This window comes from Sphingomonas sp. 22176 (assembly GCF_052045505.1).
Classification (GTDB): domain Bacteria; phylum Pseudomonadota; class Alphaproteobacteria; order Sphingomonadales; family Sphingomonadaceae; genus Sphingomonas.
In genome coordinates, this window is record NZ_JBQEPL010000001.1 from 898,622 (window position 1) to 914,655 (window position 16,034).

Here is a 16,034-nt window from a genome sequence, read left to right on the forward strand (position 1 = left end):
CATCGCTGCCGATCGGGAAAAGGGAGGTGCGGTGCGCCTCCCTTTTTTCATGCACAGCATGGCGGGATCCCGACGATCCCGCATGCCAGGATGCTGTCGCGTTTCTGACTTCGTGTCGGCTCTGCTATCGGCGGCATCGTCGCTGCTCCCCGCCGATTACCGAGAGTCCATCATGTCACTAGATCCCTCCGATGCCACGATCGATACGCTCCTGCAGCGGGGCGATGTCCGGAGCGCGATGGCGCTGGTGGAACAGGCTGCGGCGGCAGGTGACCCCGGCGCGCATTTCCGTCTTGCCCTTTGGTTGCTCGCGGGATCTCCAATCCCCCGCGATCTGCCGCGGGCAATGCGTGCGTTGCGTGCTGCGACGGTTTCGGGGCACCCGGATGCAGCCCTCATGGAGATAGCCCTGATCGCCAATGGCGCCGCGCATGGGGCCGATTGGCCTCAAGCTGTCCGTCTGCTCGATATTGCTGCCGATAGCGGCAACGCCACCGCCGCGCAGCACCGCGGCTTGCTGAACGCAATGGCGCTCGACGACGCGGGCGATCCCCTGAGCCTCCCCCCTCCGGAATATCTCAGCCGGTCGCCAGAGATTGTGCGTTTGCCCAGCCTGTTGACGCCAGCAGAATGCGAGCATCTGGCAATGGCGGCGGCCGACTTGCTGCAGCCGGCGCTGGTCTTCGATCCCGTGTCCAATCGCATGATCAGCCATCCCGTGCGCACCTCCGACAACGCCCTGGTCGGCCCCACGCGAGAGTCCCTGGTCGTCCAGGCAATCCTCCGGCGCGTGGCTGCCGCAACGGGAACGATGGTCTGGCAGGGGGAGCCCATTTCGCTGCTTCGCTATTCGCCCGGCCAGCAATATCGCCCGCATCTGGATACGATCGCGGGATCGGCGAACCAGCGCATCAAGACTGTCCTGCTATACCTGAACGAGGGGTATGCCGGGGGTGAGACGCGCTTCGACAAGCTGGGGATCGATATCGTCGCGCGTGGTGGTGACGCGCTCCTCTTCGATAACGTCTTGGCTAACGGCCAGCCTGATGCCCGCACGCGCCACGCTGGCCTACCGGTACGGGCGGGCGTGAAGTGGGTGGCAACGCGCTGGGTTCGTGCCAATCCCTTCTCGCCCTGGAACCCTAGCTGAGTTGCAAGGGGGGAGCTGGGGGCCCAAAGCGCAGCCCCCAACCGTTCACTCCACCCGCAGTGCCAATGCCCCGTCGCCTTCGTCGACATGGACGGTCGATCCGTCCTTCACCGCGCCGCGCAGGATCAGGTCGGCGAGCGGATCCTGCAGGTACTTCTGCACCGCCCGCTTCAGCGGCCGGGCGCCGTACACCGGATCATAGCCCACCCGGCCCAGCCATTCCCGTGCCGCAGGCGACAGGTCGACGCCCACCTTGCGGTCCTTGAGCAGCTTGGCCACCCTGCCGACCTGGATGTCGACGATCGGCGCCATATGGTCCGCGCCCAGCCGGTGGAACAGGATGATCTCGTCTAGCCGGTTGAGGAATTCGGGGCGGAAATGTGCCCGCACCACATCCATCACCTGCGGCTCGACTTCCTCCACCGGATGGCCGTCGGCCAGGGTGGTGAGATACTGGCTGCCCAGGTTCGAGGTCAGGATCACGATCGTGTTCGAGAAATCCACCGTGCGGCCCTGGCCGTCGGTCAGGCGACCGTCGTCGAGCACCTGGAGGAGGATGTTGAACACGTCGTTGTGCGCCTTCTCCACCTCGTCGAACAGCACCACCTGATAGGGGCGACGCCGGACGGCCTCGGTTAGCACGCCGCCTTCCTCATAGCCGACATAGCCCGGAGGGGCGCCGATCAGCCGTGCGACCGCGTGCTTCTCCATGAACTCGCTCATGTCGATGCGCACCATCGCGTTGGGATCGTCGAACAGGAATTCGGCGAGCGCCTTGGTCAGCTCGGTCTTGCCGACGCCCGTCGGCCCGAGGAACAGGAAGCTGCCCAGCGGTCGGTTCGGATCCTGCAGCCCGGCGCGGCTGCGGCGGACGGCGGTGGAGACCGCCTTCACCGCATCGGCCTGGCCGATGACGCGCTTGCCGAGCTGCTCCTCCATGTGGAGCAGCTTCTCGCGCTCGCCTTCCAGCATCCGCTCCATCGGGATGCCCGTCCAGCGCGCGACGACGCCGGCGATGTCGTCGGCGGTCACTTCCTCGCGCAGCATCGCGCCCTTGGCGGCGCTTTGCGCCTCGTCGAGCTGGCGGGTGAGCTGGGGGATCACGCCATAGGACAGCTCGCCGGCGCGCGCGAGGTCGCCCGCGCGCTGTGCCTGCTCCAGCTCCAGCCGCGCCTGATCGAGCTGGCCCTTGAGCACCGCCTCGGCGTTGATCTTGTCCTTCTCCGCCTGCCAGCGCGTGGTCAGCTCGGCCGATTGCTCTTCGAGATTGGCGAGGTCCTCCTCCAGCGTCGCCAGTCGGTCGCGCGAGGCCGCGTCGGTCTCGCGCTTCAGTGCCTCGCGCTCGATCTTGAGCTGGATGATCCGCCGGTCGAGCGACTCGATCTCCTCGGGCTTCGATTCCACTTCCATGCGGATGCGGCTCGCGGCCTCGTCCATCAGGTCGATCGCCTTGTCGGGCAGGAAGCGGTCCGCGATGTAGCGGTTGGAGAGCGTCGATGCGGCAACGATCGCCGTGTCGGTGATCCGCACGCCGTGGTGCAGCTCGTACTTCTCCTTGAGCCCGCGCAGGATCGAGATCGTGTCCTCGACCGTGGGTTCGCCGACGAACACCGGCTGGAACCGCCGCTGGAGCGCCGGATCCTTCTCGACATGCTTCTGATACTCGTCGAGCGTGGTCGCGCCAATGCAGTGCAGCTCGCCGCGGGCGAGCGCGGGCTTGAGCAGATTGCCGGCGTCCATCGCGCCCTCGGCCTTGCCGGCGCCGATCAGCGTGTGCATCTCGTCGATGAACAGCACGATCTGGCCCTCGGCACCCTTCACCTCGTCGAGCACGCCCTTGAGCCGCTCCTCGAACTCGCCGCGATATTTAGCACCCGCGATCAGGCTGCCCATGTCGAGCGCCATCAGCGTGCGGTCCTTAAGCGTGTCGGGCACGTCGCCATTGGCGATGCGCAGCGCGAGGCCTTCGGCAATCGCGGTCTTGCCGACGCCCGGCTCGCCGATCAGCACCGGATTGTTCTTGGTGCGGCGGGCGAGGATCTGGATGGTGCGTCGGATTTCCTCGTCGCGGCCGATGACGGGATCGAGCTTGCCGGCGCGCGCCGCTTCCGTGAGGTCGCGGGCGAACTTCTTGAGCGCGTCGTAGCGATCTTCCGCCGAGGCGGTGTCGGCGGTGCGGCCGCCGCGCATCGAATTGATCGCGGTGTTGAGCGCCTCGGGCTTGGCGTTGGCAGCCTGCAGCGCCTTGCCGGCAGCCGTGTTCAGGCTCAGCGACAGCGCGACCAGCAGCCGCTCGACGGTGACATAGCTGTCGCCGGACTTCTGGGCGATCGTCTCCGCCTGATCGAGCACGCGGACCAGGTCATTGTCGAGGCCGGGCGTCGACTGCGCGCCCGAGCCGCTGACGGCCGGGATCTTGGAGAGCGCGAGGTCGGTCTCGCTCAGCGCGCGCTTGGCGTCGCCGCCCGCCGCCTGGATCAGGCCGCTGGCCATGCCCTGCTCGTCCTCGAGCAGCGCCTTCAGAAGATGTTCGGGGCTGATCCGCTGATGGTTCATGCGGATCGCCACAGTCTGCGCCGATTGCAGAAAGCCCTTGGCGCGGTCGGTGAATTTTTCGAGGTTCATGCCTGATCCCTGTTCGAAGTTGACCAGCAGATAGTGTTGCAAATCGGCAACACAAGAGGGGCGACGTGCGTCATGGCTATCGTAGTGCGGGTACGATCGACAACGGGAAATCCGGAGTTTTCCGAGGCGTAAATCCAATTGTCACGGACCCGTCATGGCGGAGTCCCGAGAGTGAAGCGCGAACGATCGAATGTTGCAACGCAGCGCGCGTAGCGGCGGCCCAGCACGGGCGAGGGGCCTGGTGCTTTCCCAAGGGGTTCATGCGCATGCGCATCCGTATGCTTGCTGCCGGCCTGCTCGCCGGTACGTCGCTCTTCACTGCCGGCGCGGCCTTCGCGCAGACGGCGCCCACCGCCACGCTCGTCGACGATACCCAGCCGCAGAGCGGCGCCGACGATATCGTCGTGATCGGGCAGGGCGAGACCCGCCAGGTCCAGACGCTGACCCAGGCCGACATCGCGCTGCTCGCGCCCGGCACCAGCCCCTTGAAGGCAATCGAGAAGCTGCCGGGCGTCAATTTCCAGGGCGCCGATCCGTTCGGTGCCTATGAATGGGCGGAGCGCGTCTCGATCCGCGGCTTCAACCAGAACCAGCTGGGCTACACGCTGGACGGCATCCCGCTCGGCGACGCCAGCTACGGCAACGTCAACGGCCTGCACATCAGCCGCGCGATCATCAGCGAGAATATCGGCGAGTCGCGGGTGTCGCAGGGCTCGGGCGGCATCGACACCCAGGCAACCAACAATCTGGGCGGCACGCTCGAATTCGTGTCGAGCGACCCCAAGGAAAAGCTGGGCATCGACGTCAACGCCACCGGCGGCAGCAACAATTTCTGGCGCGTGTTCGGCCGGCTCGATTTCGGCGAGCTGACCCCGGGCGGCACCCGCGCCTATCTCTCCTATCTCCACTCGGATACCGACAAGTGGAAGGGCTGGGGTTCGCAGCGCATCAACCAGGTCAACGGCAAGGTCGTCACCCCGATCACCCCCGAGCTGCGCGCCGTGGGCACGTTCGACTTCTCCGATCGTCGCGAAAACGACTATCAGGACATGTCGCTCGATATGATCAAGCGGCTCGGGTACAACTGGGACAATATCTCGAACAACTACGCCAAGGCGATCCTCGTCTCGGACGTAGGTGCCAATAACGGCTATACCGGCGTTACGCCGACCAATCCGGCAACGGGCACCGCCTATCCGACGCCCTTCGCCAACCCGGACGATGCCTATTACAATGCGGCGGGCCTGCGCCGCGACTATCTCGCCTCGGCGGGCCTCGAGACGACCGGCGATTCGGCGATCCACGGCGTGCTGAAGGGCTATTATCACAGCAATCACGGCCAGGGCCTTTGGTATACGCCCTATGTCGCCTCGCCCAACGGCGTGCCGATGTCGCTGCGCACCACCGAATATGACATTCGCCGCGGCGGCGTGTTCGGCAATATCGGCACCAAGATCGGCTTCAACGACGTCACCGTCGGCGGCTGGTACGAGAGCAATGACTTCCGCCAGGCGCGGCGCTTCTACGCGCTGGCCAGCCGCACCGATCCGGGCCGCGACAGTCTCTCGTTCCAGAGCAACCCGTTCGCCACCCAGTGGTACTGGAAGTACCAGACCGACACCGTCCAGTATTTCGTGCAGGACAAGATCGCGCTGGGCGCGCTGACCGCGGATCTGGGTTGGAAGGGCTTTGCCGTCACCAACCATGCGACGCCGATCGTCGCCGGCGGGCTCGCCGGCGGCCGCATCAAGGTGACCGACTGGTTCCAGCCGCATGCCGGCCTGAACTATCGCCTGAATCAGAATGGCGAGCTGTTCGCCGGCTTCACCCAGGTGACCCGTGCCTTCGTATCGGCGGCGACCAGCGGTCCGTTCGCGACGACCCAGGCCGGCTTCGACGCGCTCAACAGCGGCGCGACCAAGCTGAAGCCGGAAGCGTCAGACACCTATGAAGTGGGCGGTCGCTATCGCAACGGCATCTTCACCGGCTCGCTGACGGGCTATTACGTCAACTTCCGCAACCGCCTGCTGGCGGTGACGACCAGCGCCGGCATCGTCGGCAACCCGGCGATCCTGCAGAATGTCGGCGACGCACGCTCGATCGGCGTCGAGGCTACCGGCGACGTGCGCCTGCCGATGGGCTTCGGGCTGTTCGCCTCCTACAGCTACAACGACTCGACCTATCGCGACGACGTCGTCACCGCGACGGCGGTGATCCCCACCAAGGGCAAGACGGTGGTGGATTCGCCCAAGCACATGCTGAAGGGCGAAGTGACCTGGTCCGGCCAGGGCTTCAATGCCCGTGTCGGCGCGAACTACATGAGCAAGCGCTACTTCACCTATACCAACGACGAAGCGGTCGATGGCCGCGTGGTGGTGGATGCGACCCTCGGCTACAAGTTCGATCTGAACGGGCGGAAATTCGAACTGCAGGGCAACGTTACCAACCTGTTCGACAAGAAGTACATCTCGACGATCGGTACCAACGGGTTCGGCAACAGCGGCGACAACCAGACGCTGATGGTCGGCGCGCCGCAGCAGTTCTTCCTGACGCTGAAGGTGGGGATCTAAGGGCTCGCTGGAGCGAAGAAATAGGGCGGAGCACCAGGTGCTCCGCCCTTTTTCGTTCAGCCCGTCACGATCGGGTAGGTGATGCGCAGCTCGTCGAGCAGCTTCTCCACCGCCGCGACGTCGCCCGCCGCGCCGCTGGGCGCCAGCGACCAGTTGCAATGCGGGTGCGTCTCGGCGTCATAGACGCGCACCTTGCCCAGCACCGTCTTCCAACGGCGCACGGTGCCGCCATGGCGGCGGACGAGCTGGGCGACGATGCGGTCGATCAGATCGGCTGCGGTCATCAGGCCCCGGCAGCCGTGAGACGGTCCCGCTGGTCGTGGCTGAGGTCCACGTCCCAGGCGCCGATCAGTTCGTCGAGCTGCTCGATGCTCGTCGCACTGGCGATCGGCGCGGTGACGCCGTCCTGTGCGGCCAGCCAGGCGAGCGCGATCTGGGCGAGGCTCGCGCCCGTCTCCGCGGCGACCTCGTCCATCACCGCCAGCAACGCACCGCCCTTGCCGGCGAGCAGCTTGGCCATGCCCCCGCCGCGCACGCTCTTCGAGAGATCGGCTTCGCTGCGATACTTGCCGGTGAGGAAGCCCGAGGCGAGGCCGTAATAGGGGATCACGCCGAGATTATGGGTGATGCACAGATCCTGCAGCTCGCCTTCGAACTTGCGGCGGCTCACCAGATTGTACTCGGGCTGGACAACGCGGAAATGCGGCAGCCCTTGCTTCGTCGCGAGATCGAGCGCCGATTTGAGCCGCATGGCGTGGAAGTTCGACGCCCCCAGCGCGCGGACTTTGCCCACATCGATCAGCTTCCCGAACGCCGCGAGATACTCCTCCTGCGGCACATCCTCGTCGTCCTGATGGGCGAAATAGAGGTCGATCGTCTCGATGCCGAGCCGCTGGAGCGACGCCTCGGCGGCCGCCGCGATCCGCGCCGGGGCCAGCTTCGAGCCGCCTTCGCCGGGCAGCATGCCGACCTTGGTGGAGATCAGCACCTGGTCGCGCTTGCCGGAGGTGCGCAGCCACTCGCCGATCACGCTTTCGGATTCGCCGCCCTGATGGCCCGAGACCCAGGCCGAATAGACATCGGCGGTATCGATCATCACCCCGCCGCGCTCGGCGAAGCGATCGAGGATGCGGAAGCTGGCGGCCTTGTCGGCCGTCCAGCCGAACACGTTGCCGCCTAGCACGAGCGGCGAAATTTCCAGGCCCGAGGCGCCGAGATGGCGAAGATGCGGCATGGGCGGTCTCCGATAGGGAAGGGAGGGCGAGGAACGCGTCAGTCGGTGATCTCGTTGCCCGCCGGGCCCGACGTGTTCGAATAGGCGCTTTCGGCATTGGCGAAGGCGGCGTCCTCGGCGGCGTTCACGTCCGCCACGGCCTCGCCCATCGTGTTGCTGTCGCCGGCCATCGCCTCGTTTGCCTCGGCGGCTTCGTTCTTCGCCTTGTTGCCGCAGGCGGCGAGGCTGGTGAGCGCCAGCGCGGCGACGGGGAGGAGGAGCTTGCGCATGGGGGTCGGTTCCTTCACGGGGTTTGGGCCGGGCTAGCCAGAGCCGCAAACGCACGCAACCGCGCAGCGATGCGTTGACCTGATATAAAGATATCTTTATATCTCTAACCTGCCCATGACAGAACCTCTCGCCATCTTCCGCGCGCTCGCGGATTCGACTCGCTTGCGGATCGTCGCGCTGCTGCGGGCGATGGAGCTCAGCGTTGGCGAACTGGCGCAGGTGCTGGGGCAGAGCCAGCCGCGCGTTTCCCGCCATGTGAAGATCCTGTGCGACGCCGGCGTGGCCGAGCGGCGCAAGGAAGGCAGCTGGGTGTTCGTGGCGCTCGGTCGGCAGGCGGTGACCGCGCCGGTGCTCGCGGCACTCGACGCCTGGGAGCTTGCGGGCGACCCCTGGGTGGTCGCGGATCAGGCGCGGCTCTCGGCGGTTCGGGCTGACCGGGCTAGCGCGGCGGAAAGCTGGTTCGAGGCCAATGCCGGGGAATGGGACGCGATTCGCTCGCTCCATGTGGCCGAAAGCGAAGTCGAAGCCGCGATGGGTGTCGCGCTGGGCGAGGGCTCGCTCGGCACGCTGGTCGATATCGGCACCGGTACCGGCCGCATGCTCGAGCTGTTCGGCCCGCAGGCTGCGCAGGCGGTGGGAGTCGATCGCTCGTCCGAAATGCTGCGGCTGGCGCGCGCCAAGCTGGCCGATCTCGGCCATGCCGAGCTGCGCCAGGCCGATCTCTATGCGCTGCCGCTGCAAGACGGCGCTGCGGATACTGCTATATTGCATCATGTGCTCCACTTCGCGCAGCAACCGGCTGCGGCGATCGGCGAGGCGGCACGCGTGCTCGGCGCCGGCGGCCGGCTGCTGATCGTCGATTTCGCGCCGCACGAGCGCGAGGAGCTGCGCACCCGTGATGCGCATGCGCGACTGGGATTTTCGGACGAGCAGATGCTCGGCTGGTTCGATCGTGCCGGGCTTGCCCCGGTGCAGGTGCAGACGCTGGAAGGCGGCGCGCTGACGGTGAAGTTATGGCTCGGTCACAAGACCGGCGAGAGCGTGGAAAAGGTGAAGGCGGCATGAGTATCGTAGACCCCATGGCGCCGCCCCTGTTCGCCGATGTGGCGGGCGATGTGGCGGTGAGCTTCGAATTCTTCCCGCCCAAGACCGAGAAGATGGAAGAGACCCTGTGGCAGTCGATCGAGACGCTGTCGCCGCTCGGGCCGCGCTTCGTCAGCGTCACCTACGGCGCCGGCGGCACCACCCGCGAGCGCACCCATGCCACCGTCTCGAAGATCGCACGCGAGACCCCGCTGGCGGCGGCCGCGCACCTCACCTGCGTCGAGGCCACGCGCGAGGAAATCGACCAGATCGCCGAGGAATATTGGGCGGCGGGCGTGCGGCATATCGTGGCGCTGCGCGGCGATCCGCCCCGCGCCGGCGAGAAGTATCGCACCCATCCCGGCGGCTATGAAAACGCGGCGGACCTCGTCGCGGGCCTGCGCCGGCTGCACCCGTTCGAGATTTCGGTGAGCGCCTATCCCGAATGCCACCCGGATTCGCCGAGCCCCGAGGCCGATCTCGACAATCTCAAGCGCAAGATCGACGCCGGCGCCAACCGCGCGATCACCCAGTTCTTCTTCGAGGCCGAGACCTTCCTGCGCTTCCGCGATCGCGCGGCTGCGGCCGGGATCGATGCCGAGATCGTGCCCGGCATCATGCCGGTGATGAACTATGCCAGCGTGGTGAAGATGTCCGCGATGTGCGGCACCGACGTGCCGGCCTGGATGGAGAGGCTGTTCGAGGGGCTCGACGAGCATCCCTCGGCGCGCCAGCTGGTGACGGCGACGCTGACGGCCGAACTGTGCCGCAAGCTCTATGCCGGCGGCGTGCGGCAGTTCCACTTCTACACGCTCAACCGCGCCGAGCTGAGCTACGCGATCTGCCACCTGCTCGGGCTTCGCCCGCGGCAGCAGGCGGCGGTAGCGGCGGCCTGATCTTCTGAACCCCCTCCCGCGAGCGGGAGGGGGCAGGGGGTGGGCCCACGCTCTCCTCCTGATGCATCGCTCGTGGATGGCGGGGGCCCACCCCCAACCCCCTCCCGCACGCGGGATGGGGATAGGAACAAAGACATGACTGCACGCGAGAAACTGCTGGCCGAAGCCGCCAAGCGCATCCTGATCACCGACGGCGCGTTCGGCACCGAGATCCAGAACTGGAAGCTCGACGAGGCCGCCTATGCCGGCACACTCGGCCTTTCGCATGACCAGAAGGGCAACAACGACATCCTCGCGCTGACCAAGCCCGAGGTGCCCGGCTCGATCCACCGCGCCTATTTCGAGGCCGGTGCCGATATCGCCGAGACCAACACCTTCTCGGCCAACCGGATCAGCCAGGCCGATTACGGCGCCGAGCATCTGGTGCGCGCAATCAACATCGAGAGCGCCAAGCTCGCGCGCAGCATCGCCGACGAATATGAGGCCAAGGACGGCCGCCCGCGCTTCGTCGCCGGTGCACTCGGGCCGACCAATAAGACGCTGTCGCTTAGCCCGGACGTCAACGATCCCGGCTATCGTGAGATCGACTTCGATACCCTCAAGGACGTGTACCGCGAGCAGATCGACGCGCTGGTCGAGGGTGGCGTGGATTTCATCCTGATCGAGACCGTGTTCGACACGCTCAACGCCAAGGCCGGCATCATGGCGGCGATCGAGGCGGGTGACGCGCTGGGCCGCGACTTGCCGATCATGCTGTCGATGACGCTCACCGATTTGTCCGGCCGCAACCTGTCCGGCCACACGGTCGAGGCGTTCTGGGCGGCGGTGCGCCATGCGCGGCCGGTGACGATCGGGCTCAACTGCTCGTTCGGTGCCGAGCAGCTCCGCCCGCACGTGAAGACGCTGTCGGCGCTCTGTGACACGCTGATCATGGTCTATCCCAACGCGGGCCTGCCCAACGAACTCGGCGCCTATGACGAGATGCCGGCGACCACCGCCGGCCTCGTCAAGGAATGGGCCGATGCGGGGCAGGTGAACATCCTCGGCGGCTGCTGCGGCTCGACGCCCGCGCATATCGGCGCGATTGCCCAGGCCGTGCAGGGGCTGAGCCCGCGCAGCATCCCCACGCCGGAAGTGCGGACGCGCCTGGCGGGCCTCGAACCGTTCACTATGGCGGCCTGACTTCTCTCCCCTCCCGCGTGCGGGAGGGGTCGGGGGTGGGCGCCCGCTCGCCTCCAGTGATACGGCCCGTGGATAGCGGGCGCCCACCCCTAGCCCCTCCCGCATGCGGGAGGGGGATGAGTTTTGATCCATGACCACGCCTTCCTCCACCAACTTCGTCAATGTCGGCGAGCGCACCAACGTCACCGGATCGGCCCGCTTCAAGAAGCTGGTGATGGCCGGCGACTATCCCGCCGCGGTCGAAGTCGCGCGCCAGCAGGTCGAGAACGGCGCGCAGGTGATCGACGTCAACATGGACGAGGGCCTGCTCGACGCCGTCGAGGCGATGACCACCTTCCTCAAGCTGATCGCCGCCGAGCCGGATATCGCCCGCGTGCCGGTGATGATCGACAGCTCCAAGTGGGAGGTGATCGAGGCCGGCCTCAAGTGCGTATCGGGCAAGCCGATCGTCAATTCGATCAGCATGAAGGAAGGCGAGGAGGCGTTCCTCTACCACGCCCGCAAGTGCATGGCCTATGGTGCCGCCGTCGTCGTCATGGCGTTCGACGAGGTCGGCCAGGCCGATACCCAGCAGCGCAAGGTCGAGATCTGCGAGCGCGCCTACAAGCTGCTCACCGGGATCGGCTTCCCGCCCGAGGACATCATCTTCGATCCCAACGTGTTCGCGGTGGCGACGGGCATCGAGGAGCATAACAATTACGGCGTCGACTTCATCGAGGCGTGCCGCGAGATCAAGAAGCGCTGCCCGCACGTCCATATCTCGGGCGGCCTGTCGAACCTGTCGTTCAGCTTCCGTGGCAACGAGCCGGTGCGCAAGGCGATGCACAGCGTGTTCCTCTACCATGCGATCCCGGCGGGCATGGACATGGCGATCGTCAATGCCGGCCAGCTCGACGTCTATGACGCGATCGACCCCGAGCTGCGCGTGGCGTGCGAGGACGTGGTGCTCAACCGCGATCCCGATGCCGGCGAGCGGCTGGTGGCACTCGCCGAGAAGTATCGCGGCACCGATGCGGTGGCGGAGAAGCAGGCGGCCGAATGGCGCAGCTGGCCGGTGACCAAGCGGCTCGAGCACGCGCTGGTCAAGGGCATCGACATGTATGTCGTCGAGGATACTGAGGAATGCCGCCTCGCCTTCGCCCGCCCGATCGAAGTGATAGAAGGCCCGCTGATGGACGGCATGAACGTCGTCGGCGACCTGTTCGGCTCGGGCAAGATGTTCCTGCCGCAGGTGGTGAAGTCGGCCCGCGTGATGAAGAAGGCGGTGGCGCATCTGCTGCCGTACATCGAGGCGATGAAGGAGCCCGGTGCCAAGGGCAAGGGCAAGATCGTGCTCGCCACGGTGAAGGGCGATGTGCACGATATCGGCAAGAACATCGTCGGCGTCGTGCTCCAGTGCAACGGCTTCGAGGTGGTCGATCTCGGCGTGATGGTGCCTTGGTCGAACATCCTCCAGGCGGCGGTCGAGCACGATGCCGACATGATCGGCCTGTCCGGCCTGATCACGCCGAGCCTCGACGAGATGGTGACCGTCGCCGAGGAAATGCAGCGCGCGGGCATGACGATGCCGCTGCTGATCGGCGGCGCGACCACCAGCCGCGTCCACACCGCGTTGCGTATCGACCCGGCCTATACCGGCCCGGTCGTCCATGTGCTCGACGCAAGCCGCGCGGTGGGCGTGGCGACCGCGCTCGTCTCGGACACGCAGCGCGATCCCTACGTCACCAAGGTGGCGGACGAGTATGAGCATGTCCGCGTCACCCGCGCCGGTAAGGGCCAGAGCGAGCTGCTGCCGCTGGAGGACGCCCGCGCCAACGCCTTCGAGGCCGACATGAGCCTCAAGCCGGGCAAGCCGCGCATGCCGGGCGTGCACCGCTTCGACGACTGGGACCTCAAGGACCTGCGCGACTATATCGATTGGACGCCCTTCTTCCGCGCCTGGGAGCTGGCGGGCAATTATCCGGCGATCCTGACGGACGAAGTGGTCGGCGAGAGCGCGACCTCGCTGTTCGCCGACGCCCAGAAGATGCTCGACAAGATCATCGCCGAGCGCTGGCTCACCGCGCGGGGTGTCGCCGGGCTGTGGCCGTGCCGCCGCGAGGGCGATGACGTGATCGTCCATCTCGAGGACGAGCATGTCCGCTTGCCGTTCCTGCGCCAGCAGATCGCCAAGCGCGAAGGCCGGGCGAACATGTGCCTGGCCGACTTCATCGATCATGACGGCGACTGGATCGGCGGCTTCGCGGTCTCGATCCACGGCATCGAGCCGCACCTCGCCCGCTTCAAGGCGGCGATCGACGACTATTCGGACATTCTCTTGAAGGCGCTCGCGGATCGCCTCGCCGAGGCGTTCGCGGAGCGGCTCCACAAGTTCGTCCGCACGGCTTTGTGGGGCTATGCCGAGGGCGAGCAGCTCGACAATGATGCGCTGGTCCGCGAGCAATATCGCGGCATCCGCCCGGCTCCCGGCTATCCGGCCTGCCCCGAGCACAGCCTCAAGCCGATCCTGTTCGACCTGCTCGACGCCCACAAGCACACCGGCATCAGCCTCACCGAAAGCTTCGCGATGCTGCCGACGGCGGCGGTGTCGGGCTTCTATTTCGGCCACCCCCAGGCCGAATATTTCGGCGTCGCCCGCGTCGGGCCGGACCAGCTCAAGGACTATGCCGTCCGCCGCGGGATCAGCGAGGAACTGGCGACCCGCTATCTGCGGCCGAATTTGGACTGACGATACCAGCTGTCATCCCGGCGAAAGCCGGGATCCATTCGCCTCAACGGTGCGGCAACAGCCATAGCGGAGCGCCAATGGATTCCGGCTTTCGCCGGAATGACGTGCGTGGGTAGTTGCGGCAGCCCTACAGCGCCCGGCGGATCTGCACGTACATATATTGCCCGTGCCGCTGGATGCGCCGTTCGTGGTACAGCAGCGGCGAGGCGTTGCGCTCGGCATTGTAGACGTCGCGGTCGTAGATCCGCGCGGCGTTGTTGAGGTTGCCCGCGTCGAGCCGGATCGCCAGCCGCTTGCTCGGCTTCCAGATGCCGTACACCTCCAGCGTCGGCTCCACCACGGTCGTGCGATATTCGTCGATGCGGTAGAGATGCGTGCTCGGCTGGCCGCAGCTGCCATAGATGCCGTAGGTGAAGCGCCCGCCGAACAGGTCCTGGCTGAAGCTCCCCGAACAGGTGACGGGCACTTCGTTGGCATAGCGGCGGCGCTCGCCGGTCAGCGGATCGGTGACGCGGCTGCGCACCAGTTCGGCATTGCCGCGGAAGCGCGCATCCTTGATGCCCAGCTTGTCGAAGGGCAGCGTCAGCGTAGTCGACAGCGTGTCGCGCGTGCCGTTGCCGATATTGCCGATCGCATCGAACCCGCCTTCCAGCGGGATATAGTCGATCACGTGCCGCGTCGCTTCGTGCTTGGCGCCCAGCTCCAGCGCGCCCTTGCCCCAGAAACGATGCTCGACCACGGCCTCGAGCGTCAGCGTCTGCTCGGGCACCAGATCGGCATTGCCGGCGCGCACGGTGCCCAGGTTGATCTCGGTCGCGGCGACGAAATCGGTGAAGTCGAGCTGGCTGACGCTCTGCTCCACCCGCAGCCGCAGCTGGTCGCGCTTGGTGGGGCGCAGGGTCAGCTGCACGCGCGGCTTGGGATAGAAGAAGGAACGGCTGCGCGGCGTGTCGCCATCGGCACGGATCTGCGAGACTTCGGTGCGCAGCCCCGCCTCCAGCGTGACCGGTGCCGAGGGCTGCCAGCGCGCCAGCCCGAACAGCTCGCCGCGCACTTCGCTGACGAACACCTTCTGGTCGGGAAGCGTCACCGGCGTGCCCTGCGCGGTATAGGCGGTGCGGTTGTCGAGGAAGTTATAGGCGATCTCGCCGCCGCCCTCGAAGGAGAGCTTGCTGCTCGCCTTGTGCCGCAGGATCGTGCGCAGGATCGATTCGCCGGTGCGCGATTGCTGGCCGAAGGTGGAGGCGAAGTCGCCGATCAGCGTGTTCGAATCATAGCCGACATGGCCCAGCCGCTGCAGCCCGATCACCTCCACTTCGCTCTTCTGGCCGAGCGCGCGCGTCCAGTTGGCGCCGAGTTCGCCCTTCCATTGATGGGTGATGTCGGTGGCGCGGCTGTTGTCGCCGCTGCCCTCCACCGTGGTGGCGGTGAAGCTGGTCGGGTAGTCCAGATAGTCGAAACGGCCGTTGACCGTCAGCAGCCCGTCGCCCGCGGCGCGCTGGATCGTCGAGCGCAGCGTCGCGGTGCGGTCGCGGTCCCACAGGTCGAGCGTCTGGCGCACCAGCAGGTTGCCCGCGGCGTCGCGGCGGACGCGGTTGCCCTGCGCGGTGCTGCTGGTGCGGTCGCTGATCAGCTCCAGCGACACCTCGTCGCGGCGATCGCCGTCGCGCCGGGCATATTGCAGCGTCACGTCGGGGCCGACATAGCCGTCGCGGTAGATATAGCTCTGGAAGTTGATCAGCTTCTCGGTCGAGGCGGTGCGCTTGAGCACCACGTTCGCGATCACCGCGCGGCCCTGCATGTCGATACCCGGCGCGCCGCCGCGGATCAGCTCGATCCGGGCGACGCTGCCGGCGCTGATCCGGCGCAGGATCTCGCCCAGGCCGTCGGTCTTGGAGGCGGGGGGCTTGCCGTCGATCAGCACGTTGCCGGTGTTGCCGGCGAGCCCGCGGGCATCGCCATTGCCGACGTCGAGCGTGAAGCCCGGCAGGCGCTGCACCATGTCGAGCGCGGTCGGCAGCGCGGTGTTGGCGAAGAACTCCGGACCATAGACCAGCACCCCCGCAGCGGGCGGCGCGCCGGGGGTGCCTGAGGCTGTGTCAGGCTGTTGTTGTGCGAACGCGGTGACAGGGCAGGCCAGTGCGGCAGCTGCCAAAACGCACCTGACTTTCATTCGACTCGAAATGTCCCCCCAGGAACAGCAAGATAGCTGCTTCTTCCCGCAAGTCTGGCCGATGCGGCGCAAGCTTTGCAAACGAAAACCGGGTGTTAAGCAACTTTCCCGAGTCTGGCGTGC

General features: G+C 66.6%; 11 protein-coding genes. 6 read left to right on the forward strand and 5 right to left on the reverse strand.

All coding sequences use genetic code 11. The annotated features are described in order from the left end of the window. Nucleotides 1-172 precede the first annotated feature (172 nt). Entirely contained in the window at nt 173-1,150 is a 978-nt protein-coding gene (locus ACTJKY_RS04230; RefSeq protein WP_440844405.1) for a 2OG-Fe(II) oxygenase, read from the forward strand. Nucleotides 1,151-1,195: 45 nt separating this feature from the next. Here the strand turns inward: ACTJKY_RS04230 and clpB are convergent, their stop codons facing one another. Further along, a complete protein-coding gene (clpB, locus tag ACTJKY_RS04235; RefSeq protein ID WP_440844407.1) occupies nt 1,196-3,775 on the reverse strand; it encodes an ATP-dependent chaperone ClpB in 2,580 nt (859 codons plus the stop codon). A 260-nt stretch (nt 3,776-4,035) separates the two neighbouring features. Between clpB and ACTJKY_RS04240 the strand changes: the two genes are divergently transcribed. Next, nucleotides 4,036-6,345 carry a TonB-dependent receptor gene (locus ACTJKY_RS04240; protein ID WP_440844409.1) on the forward strand — a complete coding sequence of 770 codons (2,310 nt, stop codon included), beginning with the start codon at nt 4,036-4,038 and terminating at the stop codon, nt 6,343-6,345. Nucleotides 6,346-6,401: 56 nt separating this feature from the next. Here the strand turns inward: ACTJKY_RS04240 and ACTJKY_RS04245 are convergent, their stop codons facing one another. The 3 genes from ACTJKY_RS04245 to ACTJKY_RS04255 are packed head-to-tail and all read right to left on the reverse strand — an operon-like array spanning nt 6,402 to nt 7,848. Further along, nucleotides 6,402-6,629: a hypothetical protein gene (locus ACTJKY_RS04245; RefSeq protein ID WP_010543862.1), complete on the reverse strand. Its 228-nt coding sequence runs from the start codon at nt 6,627-6,629 to the stop codon at nt 6,402-6,404. Further along, on the reverse strand, nt 6,629-7,579 hold the full coding sequence (locus ACTJKY_RS04250) for an aldo/keto reductase (protein ID WP_440844411.1): 951 nt from the start codon (nt 7,577-7,579) through the stop codon (nt 6,629-6,631). Before ACTJKY_RS04250 ends, ACTJKY_RS04245 begins: the two co-directional genes overlap by 1 nt. A 38-nt stretch (nt 7,580-7,617) precedes the next feature. Then, nucleotides 7,618-7,848, reverse strand: a complete 231-nt coding sequence (locus ACTJKY_RS04255) for a hypothetical protein (RefSeq protein WP_440844413.1) — start codon at nt 7,846-7,848, stop codon at nt 7,618-7,620. 115 nt (nt 7,849-7,963) lie between these two features. On the opposite strand from ACTJKY_RS04255, the gene ACTJKY_RS04260 reads away from it, so the two are divergent. The 4 genes from ACTJKY_RS04260 (at nt 7,964) to metH (ending at nt 13,738) form a co-directional block, all read left to right on the forward strand. Then, nucleotides 7,964-8,914 (forward strand): ArsR/SmtB family transcription factor, encoded by a 951-nt coding sequence (locus ACTJKY_RS04260; RefSeq protein WP_440844414.1) that lies wholly within the window; start codon nt 7,964-7,966, stop codon nt 8,912-8,914. Nucleotides 8,915-8,928: 14 nt separating this feature from the next. Next, complete coding sequence (metF, locus tag ACTJKY_RS04265) at nt 8,929-9,828, forward strand: methylenetetrahydrofolate reductase (RefSeq protein WP_440845220.1); 900 nt, start codon at nt 8,929-8,931, stop codon at nt 9,826-9,828. Between the two features lie 135 nt (nt 9,829-9,963). Beyond that, nucleotides 9,964-11,010 (forward strand): homocysteine S-methyltransferase family protein, encoded by a 1,047-nt coding sequence (locus ACTJKY_RS04270; protein ID WP_440844416.1) that lies wholly within the window; start codon nt 9,964-9,966, stop codon nt 11,008-11,010. Between the two features lie 130 nt (nt 11,011-11,140). Then, complete coding sequence (gene metH, locus ACTJKY_RS04275; RefSeq protein ID WP_440844417.1) at nt 11,141-13,738, forward strand: methionine synthase; 2,598 nt, start codon at nt 11,141-11,143, stop codon at nt 13,736-13,738. Nucleotides 13,739-13,865: 127 nt separating this feature from the next. On the opposite strand, the gene ACTJKY_RS04280 is transcribed toward metH, so the two are convergent. Further along, nucleotides 13,866-15,893, reverse strand: a complete 2,028-nt coding sequence (locus ACTJKY_RS04280; protein ID WP_440844418.1) for a TonB-dependent receptor plug domain-containing protein — start codon at nt 15,891-15,893, stop codon at nt 13,866-13,868. Nucleotides 15,894-16,034 lie beyond the last annotated feature (141 nt).